The organism is Actinopolyspora biskrensis (assembly GCF_013408175.1).
Lineage (GTDB): Bacteria > Actinomycetota > Actinomycetes > Mycobacteriales > Pseudonocardiaceae > Actinopolyspora > Actinopolyspora biskrensis.
In genome coordinates this window covers 328,130-347,444 of sequence record NZ_JACBYW010000002.1, presented here as the reverse complement: position 1 = coordinate 347,444, position 19,315 = coordinate 328,130, and the positions used below count along the sequence as shown (strand labels likewise).

Below are 19,315 nucleotides of genomic sequence, written 5' to 3'. Positions count from 1 at the left end.
CTGACAGTACCCTGGGCGGTATTTTTCGGTGGTGATCTTTCGATGTTGCCTCATCTATGCTCTGCCCACCACCACTTTCGTTCGATCAGCCACAGCACCACTGTCCCGATCACCCCAGAAACGATAGTCGTAGCAACCTACACCGCATGGACAGAGCCAGGGCCGGATCCTGCGCCTGAGTCGCCACATCCAGCAACAACCACCCCGCAGTGGCAGCCCTGGCCGCACTACCCAGCGCGGCCAGGGCCATCAGCCACCTCCGCAACGGCTTTACCTGCGACGGCGACTCATCGGCCGTAACACCTCGCCAGGGTCGAACGGGAAACTTCACCGCCACAACGACACCCAGCAACACGACGCTGACGAGAGTCGCCAGCCTCGGCAACCGAAGCAAGCCCCACGTAGCCAAGCCGGGGCGCCCCATACCCCGGCCAGCAGCTTCGAGCAGTCCAGCGGCACTCACGTCAGGGCTCCCTCGGCCAGCAGCACCACTGCGGCCACCAACAGCCACGTCGACCATGAAACCCGCCGCAGCAATCGCCCAGCTCGATTCAGCGCCTTCCACACCGCTGTCGTTCGCACGGCCATCATGATCACATCGACGTCCGTCCGAGGGTTCCGATCGAGCGAGAAACACGAGTGGCGCCCCGGCACCACCCCGCTACACGGCCAATGCACGGACAAACCGAGCCAAGCGGAAGCAACATCGCAGGTCACGGGCCAGATCACGCATGGACTCAAAATCCGTGTAGTGTCCGTTCGAGTCGGACCGGGGGCACCCTGCACCACCACCCGAAAACGGCCGCTGCGCTGGGGCGAAGCGAACAGCGGCCGATCATGGTTTCTGCGGCTGTGCCCGGCTCGGCGCGGGCCTGTGCGAGTGTTCACGGCGAATGCGCGGCCAATACGCGGACGCTGGGCCGAACCGAGCGGCCCTTCCGGAACCAGCATGCTCGTACGCCTGCGAACCGTCTCCGGAAATCGCGCGCACTCCTGGATCTCTCCGGCACGACCACCGAATCCCGGCCGAAAGCACCCGCTCCTGTGCGAAACTGCGATCATGCGGAGTCGGTGGTTCCGGGTACTGCTGCTCGGTGGTCTCCTGACCGTCACGGTCGCGGGATTCCTGCTGAGCCGCCCCGGTTGGCTGTTCGAGGACAGCAGTCCCGTCCGCAACATGCTCGAGGCGCTGAGCTGGATCTTCGGAATGCTCGGTGTTGCCGGTGCCGGGACCGCAGCGACGTGGCACCGACTCACCGGAGTGAACGGTCCCCCCGAGACGGATCCACCAACCCCACCCGATGTGTTGCCCGGTCGTGCCCTGCACCTCGTCTCCGGAGATCTTCCCACGGTCAGCCGGGTCGGCCTGCTCCCGCTCGGCGTCAAACCCGCGATCGACACCGACTCGGAGTCGGAGCTCCCGCCCTTCGTCCCGCGCGATCGGGACGCGGAGCTGGACCGGGCGATCGCCCGGGGTGGCATGGTGCTGGTGCACGGTCGAGCCGCCGCGGGCAAGAGCCGAGTAGCCCTCGAGGCCCTGCGCCGACGAGTTCCGGACCACAAGTTGCTCGTGCCCAACGACGGACCGGCGCTACGCGAGATCGCCGAAGCGGGCATCGACCTCACCGACACCGTGATCTGGCTCGACGACCTGGAACATTTCCTCACCCCGGACGGACTCGACCTCGGCCTGGCACACCGACTGTGCCCGAACGCCCGGAGCACGAGGATCGTCGCCACCATCCGCGACGACGAACTGGCCCGGTACGACCACGCCTCGATCTCCGGAAGCCACGATTACCCGGACGTCGTGCACAGCGCTGTCCCGCTCGTCGAACAGCTCCGGGACGAGCACCGCGTCAACCTCGCCCGACGTCTCAGTGGCACCGAACGCGACGCGGCTTCCCGCCAAACGGACCACCGCATCCACTCCGCTCTGCACGCCGAAGAAGGATTCGCCGAATACCTGGCCGCGGGCAAAGCCATGTTCGGCCGGTGGACCACCGGTGACGGCGATCTCTACCACCTCGGCCAAGCCGTCATCAGCGCCGCCGTCGACTGCCGCCGCGCCGGATACCACCGGCCCATCCCGGCTGAAGTCCTGGAAGGACTGCACGCGCACTACCTCGCTCCCGGCTGGCGGCACCGCGGCGATCTCCCCGCTTTCACAGAAGGTCTCGCCTGGGCCTGCAAGAGGGTGCTCGGCGCCAGCTCGTGTCTCCAGCCCCATAGGGACGGCACCTACCTCGCCTCCGACTACCTCCTCGACAGCGCGGAACTTCCGGCGAGCCCCCTGCACGGCCGAACCACCCCGGACACGACCCGCAGCGCAGTGCTGACTCTCTCCACTCCGCAGGAAGCGTTGCACATCGGCCAGACAGCCTGGCAGAGCGACAACACCGTCGCCGCGGAAGCGGCCTTCCGCAGCGCTGCCGGTTCGGGAGATCCGAAAGCCATGCTCGTTCTCGGAGGACTGCTCTTACGACACGGCCGGAAGCAGGATGCCCGCAACTGGCTCAGGAAAGCACGGAACCGGGACACCCGGGCTCCGAAAGGCGAGCAGTGACCCGAACCATCGAGCAAGCGGGGCCGCACCGGACGCTTCCGACGGAACGGAGGAACTCCGCAACCGCCCATCACGGCCGGGAGAACGCACCTTCGGACGCACGGTGGCCCGCGAGGGCCTGTTCGACGTCCTCGACCAGCAGGTAGTGGTCGATCGCGACCGCTGCGGTCGATCCGGCTCCCGCGGCGTTGATCAGTTGAGCGGGATCGTCCACCACGTTGCCCGCGGCCCACACTCCGTCCACGCTCGTACGGCCCGTGGTGTCCGTAGCCACCCAACCGTTCTCGCCGAGATCACACCCCAGAGCGGTCAACAGCTCGTCGTGCGGCACGAACCTGGGACCGACGAACACCGCCGACCTCGACAGCACCCGACCATCGGCGAGCTCGACACCGGACACACCGTCCTCGTGCGTCAGGACCCGTGCCACCTCCCCTTCGACGACCCGGACCCCGCGGGCGGTCAACCGCTCGTGCTCGTCCTCGGTGAGCGCGATCCGGTTGGGGAGGAACACGACGTCGGAAGACCACTGCCGCACCAGCTGTGCCTGGTGCAGGGTGAACGGCCGGTTGTCGCCGCCGAGCACGGCCAGCGGTGAATCGCGGAACTCGTAGCCGTGGCAGTACGGGCAGTGCAGCACGGCCTCGCCCCACTGCTCCCGCACACCGGTAATCCGGGGCGGTTCGTCCCGCAGCCCCGTTGCCACCAGCACGCTGCGGGTTGTCAGCTCCTTTCCACCGGCCAGGCGCACCACGAATCCGTGCACAGCGCCGCGCTCGACACCGTCCACCAGCTCGGTGAGCAGCTCACCGCCGTAACCGAGGAACTCCTCCCGGCCGGTGGCGAGCAACTCCGCCGGTTCAGCCCCGTCCCGCGACAGGAAGCCGTGCAGGTGTCCGGAAGCAGCATTGCGCGGTTGCCCGCCGTCGACGACCGACCCGCCTGCGGGATCTGCCCAGCATCGTTCCGGCGCTCAACCCTGCCGCGCCGCCACCGACCACCACCGCGTCGTACTACGACGATGGGGTCCCGCCTCGACTCCGAGCCCCCGGGATGACATCGCGCAGGCGGAAACAGCACCAACACCGTGAACGGCCGGGCCCCGGTGAACCGCACCGGAAACGGCCCATCGCGTGGTATCCCTGGCGCGGGGGCGTCCTATGAGGACCGGAGCTCGCGCCGGACTGGTGGCCGGAGTCGTCGGCCTGGTATCCGCGGCCGGGCTCCTCACGCTGCTCGCGCTGCAGGACACGCGCACGAACACCGACACGGTGTCCACCCGGTTCTCGGCCGCCCCGAGCACCGAGTACTGGACCGAGAAGAGGATGCGGGAGGCCACGCCGGCAGGCCCACTGGACGCATCACCCGGAGTTACCACACCACTCGCCCTGGGGTGCCTGATCGGATTCGCCGCCGTTGTGGCCGTCGCACTGCTCGCAGTGCGGCGGCAGCGGAACCGGCGGCACGACGAGTAGTTCCCGTTGCCCGGTGTTCGGGCTGCCCACGTTCATCCGGCTCGCCCTTTCCACTCCGAGCGAGCCGACAAGCACCGGAGTCGGCTCCGCTCCGCACAGCTCACTGTTGACGTGACCTCGATCACCCCCTATCTTCCTTCGAAGCGATTCGAAAAGTGGAAACCCTATCCCGAACGGGAACCACACATGCCCACGATCGCCGGGACCACCCGGGACGTTCGGACCTCTCCCGGCTGGGCGCCCCGCCCGCTCACCGACGGGGACTCCACGCCGGACAGCACGCGGAAACGTGACGAACGCGGGCTCCGGCAACCGGAACACCGCCCACACGCCGGAACTCCCCCGGCCGACGCCCCCGAGCCGCCGGACTCCCGGCCGCACGTGCGCGAGAGCGGCGCGCCGGAACCACACGACTGACAGGAGCACGACAGCACCGGAAGGAGGTGGCGACGATGTGGTCACTCGTCGGCTTTGTCGAAGCGATTCGACAAGCTCGTTCCGGCCGGGTCGAACGACATCCGACCGACAACCGCACACCGGCCGGGAAAGCCCCGGCATTCGGTGGCGCCCCGGACGGCAGGGGAAACCGCTCCCCCGCCCGTGTCGTCACCATCGGCCTGGTCGTGCTGCTGGTCACCGCGGGCTGCGCGGGTGGGGTGCGTTCACGCGACCCGAACGTGGTGATCGAACTCGACCACTACACGGACGCCGCGGCCGGCCGACAGTTCAGAGCGGTGCTCGACCGCTGCGCGCGGCGATTCGACCTGCGGATCCAACGGCAGGACGTGCCCACCGACCAGCTGATGCCCAAAGTGCTCCGGGACGCCACCGCGCACTCGCTGCCGGACCTGCTGTTCGTGGACAATCCCGACCTGCAAACCGTGGCCGAGACCGGAGCGCTCACCGAGCTGGGCCAGTACGGCCTCAGCGGCGAAGGGCACTTCTCCGCCATCGTGGAGGCGGGTTCCTACCGGGGAGAACTCTACGGACTCGCTCCCGGGGTGAACGGGCTCGCGCTGTTCTACAACCGCACCGTGTTCGAGAGGGCCGGGCTGGACCCACCGGAAACCTGGCAGGAGATGCGCGAGGCGGCCCGAACCCTGACCCGGGGATCCACGCACGGTCTCGCGTTCTCCGCGATCGCCTCCGAGGAGGGCTCCTGGCAGTTCGAGCCCTTCCTGTGGAGCAACGGAGGTGAGCTCGACGACCTCACCTCCCCGGAGTCGGTGCGGGCTTTGGAGTTCTGGTCCGGACTGGTCGAGGACGGACTGGCGTCCAGATCGGTGGTCAACTGGAACCAGAACGACGTCATCGACCGCTTCGCGAGCGGCCACGCGGCCATGATGATCAACGGTTCCTGGTCCCTGTCCGCTCTGGACGACTCGGGAACGGACTACGGAGTCGTGCCGATCCCGACTCCGAGCCCCGACGTCGCGCCGCAGGTACCGCTCGGCGGCGAGGTCGGTGTCGTTCCGGAAACCACTCCGCGACGGCAGGAGAACGCCGCACGCGTGTTGGGCTGCATGCTCGAACGGGAGAACATGCTGGACTGGACGACCGACCACGCCTACGTTCCGTCCCGGGTGGACACCGCCGAGCAGTACGCCCGGGACGTTCCGGCCATGAAGCCCTTCGTCACGGAAGTGGCCACCGGACGAGCGCGCACGGCCGAACTGGGGCCCCGGTACCGGGAGGTCTCCCAGGCCCTGGCCGACGCCGTCCAAGCCACCATCGCCGGGTCGGCCAGTCCCGAGCAGGCCCTGGAACGAGCCGCACGTGTCGCGGAAACCGCGGACTGACGTCAACGGTGCTGAACGGGTGGTTGTCATGACGACGGCGAGCGCGAAAACCACGAAGACCGGGGCCGCCCCGCCACGACGCGGCCGGCGCGGGATCGGCGGCGGACGTGAGCGGTTGGTCCGGTGGACCTTCGTCCTGCCGATGGCGGTCTTCCTCCTGCTGTTCTTCTGCTATCCGGTCAGCCGGAACCTGATGATGGGGTTCCAGCAGTGGACAGTTGCCTCGTTCTACGAGGGCGGTGCCCCCTTCGTCGGACTGGACAACTACGTCGAGCTCGTCACCGACCCGCTGTTCGGCACCGCCGTGCTGAACACGGCTCTGTTCACCGCTGGATCGCTGTCTTTCCAGTTCGTGATCGGCCTGGGGCTGGCGGTGTTCTTCCAACGACGTTTCCCGCTCAGCGGAGTGCTGCGCGGGTTGCTGCTGCTGCCGTGGCTGTTGCCGCTGGTGGTTTCCGGTGCCGTGTTCCGCTGGATCTACGACGAGGGTTTCGGGGTGCTCAACCAGGTCCTGCTCGGCCTGCGGCTGATCCAGGACCCGATCCCCTGGTTGTCCAGCACCCAGTACGCGTTGACCGCGGCGGTCATCGCCAACATCTGGGTGGGGGTTCCGTTCAACCTGGTCATTCTCCACAGCGGCCTCCAGGCCGTTCCCGCGTCGCTGTACGAGGCCGCGGCTCTGGACGGCGCGGGCCCGTGGCAGCGCTTCCGGAAGATCACGCTTCCGCTGCTGCGGCCGGTCATCGCCATCGTGCTGATGCTGGGACTGATCTACACGCTCAAGGTCTTCGACATGATCATGGTTCTCACCGGTGGCGGCCCGGCCAACGCCACCGAGACGTTGACCACGTGGTCCTTCGCGCTGTCGTTCGAGGAGTTCGACTTCGGGCAGGGGGCCGCCGTCGGCAACGTCCTCATAGTGATCGCACTGGTGTTCGCGCTGCTCTACCTGCGCTCCATCCGCGATTCGCTCCGCTCGGAAGGAGAGCCCCGATGAGCGCACGACGCGTGACCGACACCGCTGTCGGCATCGTGCTGGTACTCACCTTCCTGGCACCGGTGTACTGGATGATCAACGTGTCGTTGCAGAGCAGCGACGCCCTGCTGCGGACACCGCCGGCCTGGTTCCCGGCCGATCCGACCTGGGACGGCTACGTCGAGGCGATACGCACCCAGGGCTCGCACCTGCTCACGAGTCTGGTGATCGCGCTGGGGACGGTGCTGTTCACGCTGCTGGTGAGCGCACCCGCCGCCCACGCGCTCGCCAGGTTCCGGCTGCGCGGCACGCTGGCGCTGGTTCTGGTCGTGCTGCTGGTGCAGATGGTGCCCGGAATCGTGATGGCCAACTCGCTCTACCCGGTGTTCAGCCAGCTCGGGCTGCTGGACAGCTATGCGGGCATGATCCTCGCCGACTCGACGCTGACCGTCCCGTTCGCGGTGTTGATCCTGCGCACCTTCATGAGCGGGGTCCCGGGGGAGCTGATCGAGGCGGCCCGGGTCGACGGCTGCGGCCAGTGGCGCACGTTCGGCAGCGTGGTGCTGCCGGTGTGCCGCAACGCCCTGATCACCGCGGGGCTGTTCAGCTTCCTCTTCGCCTGGGCGGACTTCCTGTTCGCGGTCAGCTTCACCACGGGCAACACCATCCAGCCGATAACCGTGGGGATCTACCGCTTCGTGGGCAACCAGACCACGAACTGGAACGGGGTGATGGCCACCGCCGTACTGGCCTCCGTGCCAGCGGCGATCCTGCTGCTGACCGCGCAACGGTACGTGGCTGCGGGCATCACCGGGGGCGGCGTCAAGGAGTAGGTGCTCGCGTTCCGTCCGCTCCCCGCCGGGGAAGCCCCGGGGTGCCCGCTGCGGGAACACACCGCCGCGGGCAGACTCGGCCACCATGGAGGACGCTGAAACGGCGCGGGAGAAACTGAACGACCTCGCCCACGAACGAACCACGGTGGAGCAGCAGCTCGACGAGCTCTGGGAACGCACGCGCCGGACCATCCGCGAGGCGGACGGTGCGGGACTCAACCGCAGGGAGATCGCGGCTCTGGCCCGCGTGTCCCCCCAGACGGTGTACAAGGCGCTCGGCAGGGCCGAGCAGTAGCCGACACCCGGTCGTGCTCGGAACGGCCGGGGCGGGGCGGGGCTGTCCGGGACACGGCCGGGCGGGGGCGCCCCGCCCGGCACCCGTGTGGGCCGCCGGGGGTCCCGGTGCGGCCCCTAACCCCCCGCACCGGGCCCGGGAAGCACCCGCTTGCTCTTCTGCTCCGCCGACGTGAACATCCCACCGCGACGAGGGCGTCCTCGGGGTCGCCGCGGAAACACATCGCCACCCGTTCCGCACGGCACGGCCCCGTTCGCGGGCGGTCTTCCGGAAGAATCGAAGAACCGTGAAAGACCGCACGGATCTCGTCCGGCCTCCCGTGAAGAGGCTCGTTTTTTCCGGAAGCCGGGTTCGTGGTCGTTCCGACACGATTGTTCACCGAGGAGCTCCACGCGGAGCGCCCGCACGCAGGACGCTCCGCGGAGTGCGCGCCTCGTCGCGGAGTTCGCGAACTCCCCACCGGCCTCGGCTCCGACGCCGGAAGCGGGGAAGGTCCTGCCGGAAACTCCCGCGACGACAGCTCGGAAAACCGGCTCCGCCGGGGCGTGCAACACCCCCGGACACCACTTCCCCCGTCCGGGCACGGCCCGGGCCGGGAACGTGATCCGGGCAATTCGATTCGAGCGCACGGAAAAACCGAGAGCGCGCTTTCCGGGGGCGACATTCAGGACTTCTTTTTCGTGACGCCGTCCGAAAAATCCACAAAAACCGAGACGTAAATCCTCGCGACGCCGGTACGGGAACAAGAACCGAAAGCACGGAAAGCGACACGAGGAATGGTCGAAGAGTGACGTACCCGGCCCAACTCCCGTCCTCGACTCCTTGTCAGGACGCGCGGTGGCGCGAGGGAGCCGACCGGAAGCCGAGCCCACTCCCCGGGGGCGGAACCACGACGTGGGCGGGAAAGTCACCACCGCCCCGCGGAGCAGCGCTCATTCGGAGTTCCGATCGTATTTCTCCGAATCACGACTTTCCCCTTCGTCCTCGTCCTCTTCCTCGGATTCACCTTCGGCCAACTCGTCCTGCAAGGCCTCGATATCGAGCGGTGGCGAACTGTACTTGAGCTCACGTGCGATTTTGGCCTGCTTGGCCTTGGCGCGCTTGCGCCCCATACGTACGTCCCCTTCCATACAGTGCTTTCCCTGCACCCACAATACAACCACGATATCGCCGCGGAGCTTTACGGGCCGCTTCGCGGCACGCCCGCACGTCCCCGCCCGAAGTACCGCCGCAGGCCCGCGCGCCGGGGCGGAAAGGTTCACCCCGCTCCATCGCGGAACCTCCGCTCCGGTCTCCCGGCCGAGAGGCCGGCGCGGAGGAGTCCCGGGGTCAGGTGGGCCCCGATCCTCCCGTGGAACGACGCGCCACCGTGCGCACCCGTGCCCTGGCCGGATCCTCCGGCTTGCTGCGCACGTGGGGCGCGCGTCCGAAGCTCGGCGATTCCTCCGGGCGCTTCCTGACGAACAGCGTCACAGTCACCCCCTCGGCGAACGCGTTGCGCCGCATCATCCGCGCGGAGGGGTCGTTCCCGTGCTCGACGTCGGTGATGATCCGTGCCGCTCCCGCGTCGAAAAGGGCCTGGCAACAGGCCTCGACCAGATGACTGGCCACACCGCTGCCGCGCGCACGGGGGTCGAGAGCGATCCATTCCATGTAGCCCCAGTCCTCGCGTTCGTCGTAGGACATGGACCCGAGCACGAAACCGAGGACCTCACCTTCGGATTCGGCCACCCAGCACGCCTCCGGCTGAGTGTCGAAGTGCTCCGTGATGCTCGACAGCGACCACGAGGTGTACGGCATGGTGGAGACGTCGAAGGTCCGAAACCCCAGGTCCAACACACCTTCCAGGTGCGCCATACGCATGGGCACAACGCTGATCGTCTCCGGGGCCATCCCGGTGCCGCCCATGTTCTCACTCCCTCGAGCCGGCCGAGCCGACGTCTCGATCGTCTCCGCGTCGCCGCTCCCATTCTCTCCTCGGACGGAACAGCACGCGGTCCGCGGCCCCTTCCGCCACGCCCGCGTCCGCCGGAGGGCCGGGACAGCTGTCCGGCGACCTGGGCGGCCAGGATCGGGGTACTCCGATGAGGTTACGCGTCGGTTCCGAGTTGATTCCTCCCGTTCCACCCCCACACACTCCTCCCGGAACAAGCCCGCCCTCCGCCCCCGTGGCCGTGTTCACTGACGCTGCGCCAGCGACGTCCTGTTCGCCGCGCTGCGTGCTATCAGAATGTCGGCCCCTCCCACCAGCAGATAGGTAACCACGGTGCCCGTGGCGGTCAAGGGCCACGCCCAGTACCCCGCGATTCGCGAACACCCGTAAGCCACGGCCACGGACGCGGAGATCGACAACAGGTCTACGGCCCCGCTTATCGTGGCCACCCGCGCGCTCTCCGGCAGAGCGCCTTTGCGGAAACGGCTGAGAAACACCCCGCCCACCAGCACGAACGCGACGGCGGCTCCCAGCGCGAAGGAAACCGTCTCCCAGCTCCTGGCCGGACCGCTGGCTCCGTTGACCAGACCGTAGGAGGAGGTGATCGCTATCGAGAAACCGTAGGCCGTGGCGTTGTTCCGCAGAGCGGTACGAACACCGCTGCCGTAAACACTCAGGCCGTTTTCGACCTGAGCGACCCTCACTTCCTCGGCGTGCCCGTCAGCGGACCGCTCCGTTTCGTCTTCCGCCATGGTCACAGAGCAGCACGCCGTGGGCCATCGAACAACTCGTCACCGCTCCCGCCGGTTCGAGCGCGGTGAAGTACCGGGCGAACCGGTGACGCGTCCTGCCCCGGGCGAGCAGTGCCGGCTCGATCCGGTGCTCCGGGTCGTGCCCCTGGCTCCCTCAGCGCAGCTCGGCGAGGAAACCGCTGACCGCGGCTTCGGCCGCCCCGAGCAGACGTCCCTGCTCACCGAACCGCGCGGTCCGCAGGTCCGCCGGGAGCTCGGGCAGCCCGCGGAGCTGGTCGAGGGCCGTGCGCAGCTCCTCCCCGGTGTGCCGCAGCATCAACCGCAGCCATCCCCCGAGCAGCACCCGACGCGGGTCGAAAACATTGACCAGGTTGGCCAGGCCGACGGCGACCGGGGGGCACATCCGGCGGAACGCTTCCAGGACTTCCGGATCGGAGCGCTCGGCCCCGGCGAACAGTTCCTCCAGGGCCGTGTGCCGGTTCGTCGGGGCGACCACCCCCACCTGGCTCAGCAGGGCGTCCGCACCGATCTCGGTTTCCCAGCACCCCCGGCCACCGCAGTGACAGGAGCGCCCACCGGGATTAGTGATCATGTGACCGACCTCTCCGGCGTAGCCGGTGCTTCCCGTCAGCAGTCGATCGTGGGTGACTATTCCCCCGCCGACTCCGACCCCGGCGGAGACGTAGACGAGGTCGGCGCAGTCCCTGCCCGCACCCCGGCGGTGCTCGGCCAACGCGGCCAGCCGCGCCTCGTTTCCGATCACGATCGGTCCGGTGAACCGGAGTTCGTCGCGCAACCGCTCGGCCAGGTTCAACTCGCGCCACCCCAGATTCGGGGCGCGGGTGACCACTCCGTCCTCGGCACGTACCAGGCCGGGAACCGCGATGCCCACCGCGAGGGGCGCGTGCTCGAACGGCTCCACTTCCGCGTGGATCAGCCGGACGAGCTGACTCACGCTCGCGGCCGGATCCCCCGGACCCCGTTCGTGCCGGGCTTCCGACTCCTCCAGCAGGGTGCCGCCGAGCCCCACACGTCCGATCCCGATGGTGTCCACATCGACCGACACGGCCAGCACGTAGGCGGTCTCCTCCCTGGGGGAGACGATCATCGGAGGACGGCCGCGGCCCGACTGCGGCCGGCTGGATCCCGTCTCGACCGCCAGCCCCCGCTCGGCGAGCTCTCCGACCAGATCCGCGATGGTGCTGCGGGTCAGTCCGGTCACCTCTCCCAGCCGCACCCTGCTGGTGGCTCCCTGCAGGTGCAGATGGCGCAACAGGGTGCGGAGGTTGTGGCGTCGCAGGCTGGCCGGATCACGGCCCTGCACGGTCGATGCGGTCAAGACGTCCTCACTCGTTCTCGCGGATAGCCGAAGCCCAGTCAACTCGGCACTGCTGAGCAGCGCCAATCGGTGTGGGGGTTGACACATCGGCAAATTTGTTTTTACCTCTTACAAATCATATTGGCTCGCAGGAGTGCACGCCCGATGACAGAGACGAAACAGCGCCACGGCAGCGCTCGCTCCGTGTATCTGCCCGCCACGATCTGCGCCATCGGCGCGCTGCTGTTCGGGTACGACACCGGGGTGATCTCCGGAGCGCTGCTCTACTTGAAAGGACCGCTCGGAATAGCCGACAACGAGTTCCTGCAGGGGCTGGTGACCAGCGGGATCCTCGTCGGCGCGATGGTCGGCGCACTGACCAGCGGCGGCCTGGCCGCCCGTTTGGGCAGGCGAATGATGACCCTGATCGCGGCGTGCGTGTTCGCGCTCGGGTCGCTGTGGGCCGCGTTCAGCCCCGACGTGGCCAATCTCGTTCTCGCCCGCTTCGTGATCGGCATCGGGGTCGGCCTCGCCTCGGTGATCGTTCCGATGTACATCGCCGAGATCTCGCCCACCCGGATCCGCGGGACCCTGACCTCGCTGAACCAGCTGCTGATCACCACGGGCATCCTGCTCGCCTACATCGTCGACTACGCCCTGGCCCCGTGGGAGGCCTGGCGGTGGATGCTCGGGCTGGCGGTCATTCCCGCGGTGGCGCTGTTCGTCGGGATGCTGTTCATGCCCGAGACCCCGCGCTGGTTGGCCAGCCGCGACCGCACGGACGAAGCCCGCGCGGTCCTGGAACGCACCCGCCCACCGGAAGAGGTCGCTGAGGGCTTCGAGGAGATCCGGGCCGCGCAACGCCAGACCGGCGAACAGCTGGGCTGGCGGGACCTGACGGCGAAATGGATCCGCCCCGCCCTGTTCATCGGGATCGGACTCGCCGTGCTCCAGCAGTTCGTCGGCATCAACACCATCATCTACTACGCGCCCACGACGCTGACGCAGCTCGGCATGGGTGACGGGGCCTCGATCGCCGCACAGGTCGGAATCGGGACCGTGATGCTGCTGTTCACCCTGATCGCGGTCCGCTACACCGACCGGATCGGCCGCAAGCGGCTGTTGCTGACCGGCAGTACCGGCATGAGCGTCAGTCTCGGAGTGCTGGGGATCCTCACCCTGATAGTCGGTGCCTCCGGACAAACCGTCGCGGTGATCACCGTCATCTGCCTGGCCACCTACATCGCCTCCTTCGGGGCGACCTGGGGGCCGGTCGTCTGGGTGATGTTGCCCGAGCTCTACCCGCTGCGGATCCGCGGGCCGGCCGAAGGGCTGGCCACCTGGAGCAACTGGGCGGCGAACTTCGTGGTTTCGCTGGCCTTCCCCGTCGTTCTCGGCGCCATCGGACAGGGCTGGTCGATGCTCATCTTCGCCGCGCTCGGCGTGCTGTCCTTCGTCTTCGTCAGCGCGTTCGTGCCGGAAACCACCGGCCGGAGTTTGGAGGGCTTGGAAACGGACCTGCACGAAGGTCCGGCCAAGGAAGGAATCGAGTCCCAACAGGTCTGACCCCGACAGCAAGTCCAGGAGGGACGGAAGTGAACAGACGACCGACACGATTACTGGCACTGATCGGTCTGTGCATGGCGTGCACCGCGTCCACCGCACCCGCCACCGCACAGGAACCGAGCACGGACGACGACGAACCCGTCTACCTCGACCCGAGCTTCTCCGCCCGGGAGCGGGCCGCGGACCTCGTGTCGCGGATGACTCCCTCCGAGAAGGCCGAACAGATGGTCAGCAGCCGTGCTCCGGCGATCCCTCGCCTCGGGGTGCGCGCCTACGGCTGGTGGAACGAGGCCGCACACGGTGTCGCCCGCGAACAGCTGGCCGACGACTCCGAACCAGAGGTGCTGACCAACACCACCTCCTACCCGGTGAGCCTGTCCATGGGCTCCACGTGGAACCCGGACCTGATGTACCGGGTGGCCCAGGAGACCTCCAGTGAGGCCAGGGAAGTCGTTCGCGACAACACGCGCGACCTCAACTTCTACTCCCCGACGATCAACCTCGCCCGCGACCCCCGTTGGGGGCGCAACGACGAGACGTTCAGCGAGGACCCCGGGCTGACGGCGAAGATGGCCGCGCAGTACGTCAACGGAATGGAGGGCAAGGACGAGGACGGCGAACTTCTGCCTTCCGCGAACGGCTACCTCAAGACCAGCACCACCATCAAGCACTTCGCGGCGAACAACAGCGAGTTCAACCGGCTCACCGGATCCTCCGACATGGACGAGCGCACGTTGCGCGAGTACTACACGGCCCCGTTCGAGGAGGTGATCCGCAACAGCTCCCCCGGGTCCATCATGAGCTCCTACAACCGGGTCAACGGGGTGCCGACCTCGGCCAGCGTGAAGCTGCTGGACACGCTGGCGCGCAAGACCTTCGGCTTCGAGGGCTTTTTCACCTCAGACTGCGACTCGGTCTACGAGATCCAGCACGGGCACCAATGGAAGCCCGCGGGCGAGCCGCTCGACCACGTCGAACGCAACGCGTACGCGAACGCTGCCGGGGTGGACCTGAACTGCAACAAGGGCTACCACGACGAGCACAACTTCGCGAACACGCTGACCAAGGCCGCCGAGCAGGGAATCGAAACCGGCAACGGGGTCTACACGGCCAACTTCATGGACGCCTCGCTGATCCGGATGTTCACGATCCGGATCAAGCTCGGCGAGTTCGACGACCCGGAGAAGGTCCCCTGGGTGCGGCGGGCACGTGAACGCGTCCCCGAGGGGAGCTGGGAGAACTCGGACTCCAACAACGCGGTCACTCAGACGCCGCAGCGGTTGAAACTGGCTCGTGAGGCCGCGTCCGAGTCGATCGTGCTGCTGCAGAACAAGTCCTCCGGCGACAGCGGGAACAAGCTCCTCCCGCTGAAGGTCCCCGAGTCCGGCCAGTACCGCGTCGCCGTGATCGGTGACCACGCCGATCCGGAGGAGATGTACCTGGGCGGTTACTCCAGCAACCAGCACTCCGCGGGCCGGGCCAACGGGGTCAACGGACACGTTGGCGTCAAGGCCGCGGTCAAAGCCGTCAACCCGGACGCCGTGGTGGACCACCTGCCCGGAACCGCTCCCGGAAACGAGCAGAAGCTCAACCGGGAGTCGGTGCGCGAGTCGGCCGACTACGACGCCGCGATCGTCTACGCCGGTACCGACGAGAGCACGGCCAAGGAGGACCAGGACCGCAAGTCGATCGACCTGCCGAGACCGCAGACCTCGCTGATCAACGAGGTCGCGGCGCGCAACCCCGACACGGTCGTCTACATGGAGACCATCGGTCAGGTCGACGTGAGCAGCTTCTCCTCCGACGTGTCGGCGATGCTGTGGAGCTCCTACAACGGGCAGCGCAAGGGCCAGGCCCTGGCCGACGTGCTGCTCGGCACGCAGAACCCCAGCGGGCACCTGCCCTTCACCTGGTACCGCGACGAATCGCAGCTCCCGGCCATGGGGGACTACAGCATTCGACAGAGCGGTAGCGGTCCGGGGCGGACCTACATGTACTTCGACGGTCGGGCCTCCTACCCCTTCGGGCACGGCCTCGGTTACGAGCGCTTCGAGTACTCCGATCTGCGGGTGGACCGCAACCAGGTGAACGCCAACGGCACTGTCCGGGCCACCGCCGAGGTCACCAACACGGGTGAGACCAAGGGCTCGGACGTGGTCCAGCTGTACACCGCTCCCCCGGACGGACCAGCACCGACGCAACGTCCGGACAAACGTCTGGCCGGCTTCGAGAAGGTGTCGCTGCAACCGGGTGAGACCAAGCAGGTGCACTTCGAGGTGCCCGTACGTGATCTGGCGTTCTTCGACCAGCAGGCCGGGCGTTACGAGGTGGCGAACGGAAACTACGAGTTCCGGCTGGCGCATTCGAGTTCCGAGGTCGCGCAACGCGCGACGGTCGGCGTGCACGGTGAGCTCAAGCCCGCACCCGCCGCTGTCAGCACCACACCGCGCGCGGCGGGCGACGGTGAGCGCGGCATCACGGTCCGCAAGATGTTTCCGCAGGACACCGTGGTGAAACCGCGGATCACCGTGTCGATGAACGACGGAACACTGCGTGGGCACATCGCCGACTCCCAGGACGCGCCCCTCCCGAGGGGCATGCGGGTCGACTACCGGAGCAACCGGCCCGACGTCGTGTCCGTGAACCGGCACGGCGGGATCCGCACCCGGGACCGGGGCGTGGCCACAGTCACGGCGAACGTCCGGTACCGCGGCACATCCGAGTCGACGAGCTTCGTCGTCAAGGTCGAGTGACGCGAGCCCCGGAGCGGAGCCCACGGCCCATCGGAGACCGGGGCTCCGGTCCGGGAGCACGAGAGCGGACACCGATCCTGCGGGAACTCGGCCCCGCCGGCAGGGGCCGATCGGTGTCCATCTCGTCAACGACAGGTGCGCAACCACTCCGAAGGAGAGGAAACCGAATGAACGACTACTCACCCACCCCGGCCGACAAGTTCTCGTTCGGCCTGTGGACGGTCGGCTTCCAGGGCGCCGATCCGTTCGGCGCCGCCACCCGTCCCGATCTGGATCCGGTCCGGGCCGTGCACAAGCTGGCGGAGCGGGGCGCGTGGGGAGTCACCTTCCACGACGACGACCTGATCCCGTTCGCCGCGTCCGACTCGGAGCGCGAGGAAGCCGTCTCCCGCTTCCGCGCGGCACTCGACGAGACCGGGATGACCGTTCCGATGGTGACGACCAACCTCTTCGGACACCCGGTTTTCAAGGACGGTGCCCTCACGGCCAACGACCGCGACATCAGGCGTTTCGCGCTGCGAAAGGTACTGCGCAACGTCGAGTTGGCGGCCGAGCTGGGAGCCGAGACCTTCGTGGCCTGGGGTGGAAGGGAAGGCTCCGAATCGGATGCCGCGATCGACGCCCACAGCGCGTTCGAGCGCTACAAGGAAGGTGTCGACCTGATCTGCGAGTTCATCCGCGACCGGGGTTACGGCCTGCGGCTGGCTCTGGAACCCAAGCCGAACGAACCCCGCGGGGACATCCTGCTGCCCACCGTGGGGCACGTGCTGGCGTTCATCGAACGTCTCCAGCACCCCGAGATGGTCGGTGTGAACCCGGAAGTCGGGCACGAACAGATGGCCGGGCTCAACTACGTGCACGGAATCGCCCAGGCACTGTGGTCGGACAAGCTGTTCCACCTCGACCTCAACGGCCAGCACGGTGCCAAGTTCGACCAGGATCTGCGCTTCGGCGCCGGTGATCTCAAAAGCGCCTTCTTCACGGTCGACCTGCTGGAGAGCGCGGGCTACTCCGGCCCGAGGCACTTCGACTTCAAACCGTCGCGGACCGAGGACGAGGAAGGTGTGTGGGACTCGGCGGCGGGCTGCATGCGCAACTACCTGATCCTCAGGGACCGCGCCGCGGCCTTCCGCGCCGATCCCAGGGTGCGGGAGGCGCTGGAAGCCTCCCGTGTCACCGAGCTCCGCCGACCCACGCTCGCTCCGGGGGAGAAGGCCGCGGAACTGCTCACCGCGAAGGAGGACTTCGATCCGGAGGAGGTGGGCAAGCGGGCCATGCGCTACGAACGCCTCGACCAGCTCGCCCTGGAACACCTCATGGGAGTCGGCTGAGCACGGATCGGGGCCTCGCGGAACGATGCTTTCCGGGTCGGGGTTCCGCCGGGCGACCACCCGCGACGGGGGCGAACGGAAGACATCGGTCAGTCGTCGAACGCGGGCTGCCTCGCAGCCCGCGTTCGGCGTAGTCTCGCACATTCACGACGCAGTGCTTTTCGAGGAGGAAGTCGTGTTCGTTCTGGGTATCGACTCGTCCACTCAGTCCACCAAGGCCGTGGTGGTGAACTCGGAGGACGGCGTGGTGGTCTCCGAGGGGAAGTCCCCGCACCCTCCTCAGACCGAGATCGACCCCGCCGTGTGGTGGACGGCCTGCGGCGAGGCGGTTCGGCAGGCGATCGACCAGGCCCCCGGACCCGTCGACGCCGTCTCGGTCGCCGGTCAACAGCACGGCCTGGTTCCGCTCGACAACGGCGGAACGCCCCTGCGGGACGCGCTGCTGTGGAACGACACCAGGTCGGCCCCGCAGGCTCGTGAGCTGATCGAACGCCACGGAGCGAACGAGCTCGCCGAACGAACCGGGCTCGTGCCGGTGGCGAGCTTCACCCTGACCAAGCTGGCCTGGCTCGCCGAGAACGAACCGCACAACGCGGATCGTTTGGACCGGGTTCTCCTGCCGCACGACTGGGTGACATGGCGGCTGGCGGGCCGCCCGGAGAGGGCTTGCACCGATCGTGGTGACGCTTCCGGGACGGGGTACTTCTCCCCGCGGTCCGGGGAGTGGCTGCCGGAGCTGTGCCGGGAGGTGCTGGGCGGGCGCACACCGCGGCTCCCCGAGGTCCTGGGCTCCTCCGACAAGGCCGGCGAGGTCAACGGACTGGACGAGCTCAGCGGTGCCGTGCTCGGCCCCGGTACCGGCGACAACATGGCGGCCGCGTTGGGGATGGGCATCGGTCCGGGCGACGTGGTCGTCTCGCTCGGAACATCGGGCACCGCCTTCGCCGTCTCCGACCACCCCACCGCCGAGGAGACCGGAACCGTGGCCGGGTTCTGCGACGCGACCGGCCGCTACCTCCCGCTCGTGTGCACGTTGAACGCCGCTCGCGTGCTGGACTCCGCCGCCAACGCCCTGGGGACCGATCTGGACGGGCTCAGCGACCTCGCGCTGTCGGCGGCCCCCGGAGCGGGGGGACTGACCCTGATCCCCTACCTCGAGGGGGAGCGCACTCCGGACCTGCCGGAGGCCACCGGTTCGCTCACGGGCATGCGGGGCACGAACATGACCCCGGAGAACCTGGCACGGGCCTCCGTGGAGGGGATGCTGTGCGGCCTGGCCGACGGAGTGGAGGCGCTGCGCGAAGTCGGGGCGACGGTGCGCCGTGTCCTGCTGATAGGAGGAGCGGCCGACTCCCCCGCCGTACGCGCGATGGCCCCCTCCCTGTTCGGCGTGGACGTGCACGTGCCGGAACCGGCGGAGTACGTCGCGCTGGGCGCGGCCAAGCAGGCCGCGTGGGTCGCAGCCGGGACCGAGCAGCCACCGGACTGGCAACTGCGCTACGAGCGGTACGAGGTCGGCGACGTCGATTCGGGGGCCGAGGTCCGGGACGCCTACCGACGGGCCCGGACCAGGATCTACGGGGTGTGAGTCGGCACCCCCCGGATCCGTCCGGGGACCGTCCGGTCTGAGTCGTGCCGGACCCGCCGGGCGCCCGGTCCTCGGCGGAACATCCGGACCACAACGCGAACGTGCCCACGAACCCCATCCATTCGTGTGT

Annotated in this window: 16 protein-coding genes and 1 pseudogene; 10 read left to right on the top strand and 7 right to left on the bottom strand. The window is 68.1% G+C overall.

Annotated features, from left to right (window positions below; all coding sequences use genetic code 11):
- Positions 1 to 109: 109 nt before the first annotated feature.
- Positions 110 to 265 (bottom strand): hypothetical protein, encoded by a 156-nt coding sequence (locus tag FHR84_RS07270; protein ID WP_179534690.1) that lies wholly within the window; start codon positions 263 to 265, stop codon positions 110 to 112.
- A 194-nt stretch (positions 266 to 459) separates the two neighbouring features.
- Positions 460 to 582 carry a hypothetical protein gene (locus FHR84_RS22820; RefSeq protein WP_281361256.1) on the bottom strand — a complete coding sequence of 41 codons (123 nt, stop codon included), beginning with the start codon at positions 580 to 582 and terminating at the stop codon, positions 460 to 462.
- Positions 583 to 1,060: 478 nt separating this feature from the next.
- On the opposite strand from FHR84_RS22820, the gene FHR84_RS07265 reads away from it, so the two are divergent.
- Entirely contained in the window at positions 1,061 to 2,566 is a 1,506-nt protein-coding gene (locus FHR84_RS07265; protein ID WP_179534689.1) for a hypothetical protein, read from the top strand.
- A gap of 70 nt (positions 2,567 to 2,636) precedes the next feature.
- On the opposite strand, the pseudogene FHR84_RS07260 reads toward FHR84_RS07265, so the two are convergent.
- Positions 2,637 to 3,528 (bottom strand): annotated as a pseudogene (locus tag FHR84_RS07260) (NAD(P)/FAD-dependent oxidoreductase).
- Between the two features lie 198 nt (positions 3,529 to 3,726).
- Here FHR84_RS07260 and FHR84_RS07255 point away from each other — a divergent pair.
- The 5 genes from FHR84_RS07255 to FHR84_RS07235 all read left to right on the top strand — a co-directional run bounded on the left by FHR84_RS07255 (position 3,727) and on the right by FHR84_RS07235 (position 7,944).
- Positions 3,727 to 4,041: a hypothetical protein gene (locus FHR84_RS07255; RefSeq protein WP_179534688.1), complete on the top strand. Its 315-nt coding sequence runs from the start codon at positions 3,727 to 3,729 to the stop codon at positions 4,039 to 4,041.
- A 452-nt stretch (positions 4,042 to 4,493) separates the two neighbouring features.
- Positions 4,494 to 5,840, top strand: coding sequence for a sugar ABC transporter substrate-binding protein (locus FHR84_RS07250; protein WP_179534687.1), 1,347 nt, complete (start codon positions 4,494 to 4,496; stop codon positions 5,838 to 5,840).
- A gap of 28 nt (positions 5,841 to 5,868) precedes the next feature.
- On the top strand, positions 5,869 to 6,837 hold the full coding sequence (locus FHR84_RS07245) for a carbohydrate ABC transporter permease (RefSeq protein ID WP_179534686.1): 969 nt from the start codon (positions 5,869 to 5,871) through the stop codon (positions 6,835 to 6,837).
- Positions 6,834 to 7,649: a carbohydrate ABC transporter permease gene (locus tag FHR84_RS07240; RefSeq protein WP_179534685.1), complete on the top strand. Its 816-nt coding sequence runs from the start codon at positions 6,834 to 6,836 to the stop codon at positions 7,647 to 7,649. The genes FHR84_RS07245 and FHR84_RS07240 overlap by 4 nt, the downstream gene beginning before the upstream one ends.
- An 85-nt stretch (positions 7,650 to 7,734) precedes the next feature.
- Positions 7,735 to 7,944 (top strand): hypothetical protein, encoded by a 210-nt coding sequence (locus FHR84_RS07235; protein ID WP_179534684.1) that lies wholly within the window; start codon positions 7,735 to 7,737, stop codon positions 7,942 to 7,944.
- 932 nt (positions 7,945 to 8,876) lie between these two features.
- Here FHR84_RS07235 and FHR84_RS07230 read toward each other — a convergent pair.
- From FHR84_RS07230 to FHR84_RS07215, 4 genes are all read right to left on the bottom strand, one after another.
- A complete protein-coding gene (locus FHR84_RS07230) occupies positions 8,877 to 9,056 on the bottom strand; it encodes a DUF3073 family protein (protein ID WP_179534903.1) in 180 nt (59 codons plus the stop codon).
- Positions 9,057 to 9,273: 217 nt separating this feature from the next.
- Positions 9,274 to 9,852 (bottom strand): GNAT family N-acetyltransferase, encoded by a 579-nt coding sequence (locus FHR84_RS07225; protein WP_179534683.1) that lies wholly within the window; start codon positions 9,850 to 9,852, stop codon positions 9,274 to 9,276.
- 270 nt (positions 9,853 to 10,122) lie between these two features.
- Complete coding sequence (locus FHR84_RS07220; protein WP_179534682.1) at positions 10,123 to 10,629, bottom strand: hypothetical protein; 507 nt, start codon at positions 10,627 to 10,629, stop codon at positions 10,123 to 10,125.
- A gap of 154 nt (positions 10,630 to 10,783) precedes the next feature.
- Positions 10,784 to 11,968, bottom strand: a complete 1,185-nt coding sequence (locus FHR84_RS07215) for an ROK family protein (RefSeq protein ID WP_179534681.1) — start codon at positions 11,966 to 11,968, stop codon at positions 10,784 to 10,786.
- Between the two features lie 144 nt (positions 11,969 to 12,112).
- Here FHR84_RS07215 and FHR84_RS07210 point away from each other — a divergent pair, with 144 nt between their 5' ends.
- The 4 genes from FHR84_RS07210 to xylB all read left to right on the top strand — a co-directional run bounded on the left by FHR84_RS07210 (position 12,113) and on the right by xylB (position 19,185).
- Complete coding sequence (locus tag FHR84_RS07210) at positions 12,113 to 13,513, top strand: sugar porter family MFS transporter (protein WP_179534680.1); 1,401 nt, start codon at positions 12,113 to 12,115, stop codon at positions 13,511 to 13,513.
- 29 nt (positions 13,514 to 13,542) lie between these two features.
- Entirely contained in the window at positions 13,543 to 16,266 is a 2,724-nt protein-coding gene (locus FHR84_RS07205; RefSeq protein WP_179534679.1) for a glycoside hydrolase family 3 C-terminal domain-containing protein, read from the top strand.
- Between the two features lie 167 nt (positions 16,267 to 16,433).
- Entirely contained in the window at positions 16,434 to 17,597 is a 1,164-nt protein-coding gene (gene xylA / locus FHR84_RS07200; RefSeq protein ID WP_179534678.1) for a xylose isomerase, read from the top strand.
- Positions 17,598 to 17,772: 175 nt separating this feature from the next.
- Complete coding sequence (gene xylB / locus FHR84_RS07195) at positions 17,773 to 19,185, top strand: xylulokinase (RefSeq protein WP_343075185.1); 1,413 nt, start codon at positions 17,773 to 17,775, stop codon at positions 19,183 to 19,185.
- The last annotated feature ends 130 nt before the right edge of the window (positions 19,186 to 19,315 follow it).

Coding starts and splice junctions, on each gene's coding strand:
- FHR84_RS07265 (WP_179534689.1), top strand. CDS start 1,061: ATGCGGAGTCGGTGGTTCCGGGTACTGCTGCTCGGTGGTCTCCTGACC.
- FHR84_RS07255 (WP_179534688.1), top strand. CDS start 3,727: ATGAGGACCGGAGCTCGCGCCGGACTGGTGGCCGGAGTCGTCGGCCTG.
- FHR84_RS07250 (WP_179534687.1), top strand. CDS start 4,494: ATGTGGTCACTCGTCGGCTTTGTCGAAGCGATTCGACAAGCTCGTTCC.
- FHR84_RS07245 (WP_179534686.1), top strand. CDS start 5,869: ATGACGACGGCGAGCGCGAAAACCACGAAGACCGGGGCCGCCCCGCCA.
- FHR84_RS07240 (WP_179534685.1), top strand. CDS start 6,834: ATGAGCGCACGACGCGTGACCGACACCGCTGTCGGCATCGTGCTGGTA.
- FHR84_RS07235 (WP_179534684.1), top strand. CDS start 7,735: ATGGAGGACGCTGAAACGGCGCGGGAGAAACTGAACGACCTCGCCCAC.
- FHR84_RS07230 (WP_179534903.1), bottom strand. CDS start 9,056: ATGGGGCGCAAGCGCGCCAAGGCCAAGCAGGCCAAAATCGCACGTGAG.
- FHR84_RS07225 (WP_179534683.1), bottom strand. CDS start 9,852: ATGGGCGGCACCGGGATGGCCCCGGAGACGATCAGCGTTGTGCCCATG.
- FHR84_RS07220 (WP_179534682.1), bottom strand. CDS start 10,629: ATGGCGGAAGACGAAACGGAGCGGTCCGCTGACGGGCACGCCGAGGAA.
- FHR84_RS07210 (WP_179534680.1), top strand. CDS start 12,113: ATGACAGAGACGAAACAGCGCCACGGCAGCGCTCGCTCCGTGTATCTG.
- xylA (WP_179534678.1), top strand. CDS start 16,434: ATGAACGACTACTCACCCACCCCGGCCGACAAGTTCTCGTTCGGCCTG.